This window comes from Microcella sp. (assembly GCF_046293215.1).
GTDB lineage: Bacteria > Actinomycetota > Actinomycetes > Actinomycetales > Microbacteriaceae > Microcella.
Genome location: NZ_JBKBPI010000025.1, coordinates 1 through 807 on the forward strand (window position 1 = coordinate 1; position 807 = coordinate 807).

1 protein-coding gene is annotated in these 807 nt (G+C 36.4%); it reads left to right on the top strand.

The genetic code is table 11. The features are described from left to right. A partial coding sequence (locus ACK4SC_RS11700) for a helix-turn-helix domain-containing protein (protein ID WP_409618151.1) occupies positions 1-807 on the top strand: 807 nt, incomplete at both ends.

Sequence of the window (807 nt, forward strand, 5' to 3'; positions counted from 1 at the left end):
AGCAGCGTGTTGGCCGCTCCGGTCAGCTCGACCGTGCGGTCGGCGCCGTCGGCGAGGGCGGCCGTCATGCAGATACTTCGGAATATCAAGAACTACCTTCTATAAATGGTTTGAAAGATACAAAAAAGACGGACTTGAAGGACTTCTTGATAGACCTACAACACCAAAAAACACAAGAAAACCAACTATAAGAAATCAGTACAGAGAACAAATAATAAAAGTCAGGAAACAAAACCCAACTTGGAGCAAAGAAAAAATATCGGCATATCTACAAGAAGAAAAAAACATAAAAGTATCACCATCTACAGTGTATAAAGTATTAAAAGAAGAAGGATTAATAGAGAGAACAAAATCAATTAAAATACAAAACAAAAGAAGAAAGAGTATAAAGAAGAAAAGGACAAAAAGAGGCTTGCAAGCACAAGCCCCAGGGGATGTAGTACAAATAGACGTAAAACACCTGAACATCGCAGGTGCAACATATTACCAATTCACAGCTATAGATAAGTATAGCAGATTTTGTTTTGCACGGGTATATGAAAGTAAAAATTCAAAGAAAACAAAAGAATTTTATATTGAGTTAAATGAGTATTTTGAATTTGAGATAAAGAGGGTACAAACAGATAACGGGAGTGAGTTTTTAGGGGAGTTTAACAAGTATTTAACGGATATAGGAGTGGAGCATTACTTTAGCTATCCAAGGAGTCCAAAGACTAATGGTGTTGTAGAAAGATTGATAAGGACAATAGAAGAGGAGTTATGGTTGATAGAGGGATTAGATTACACATTAGAGGAGATGAATAAGAA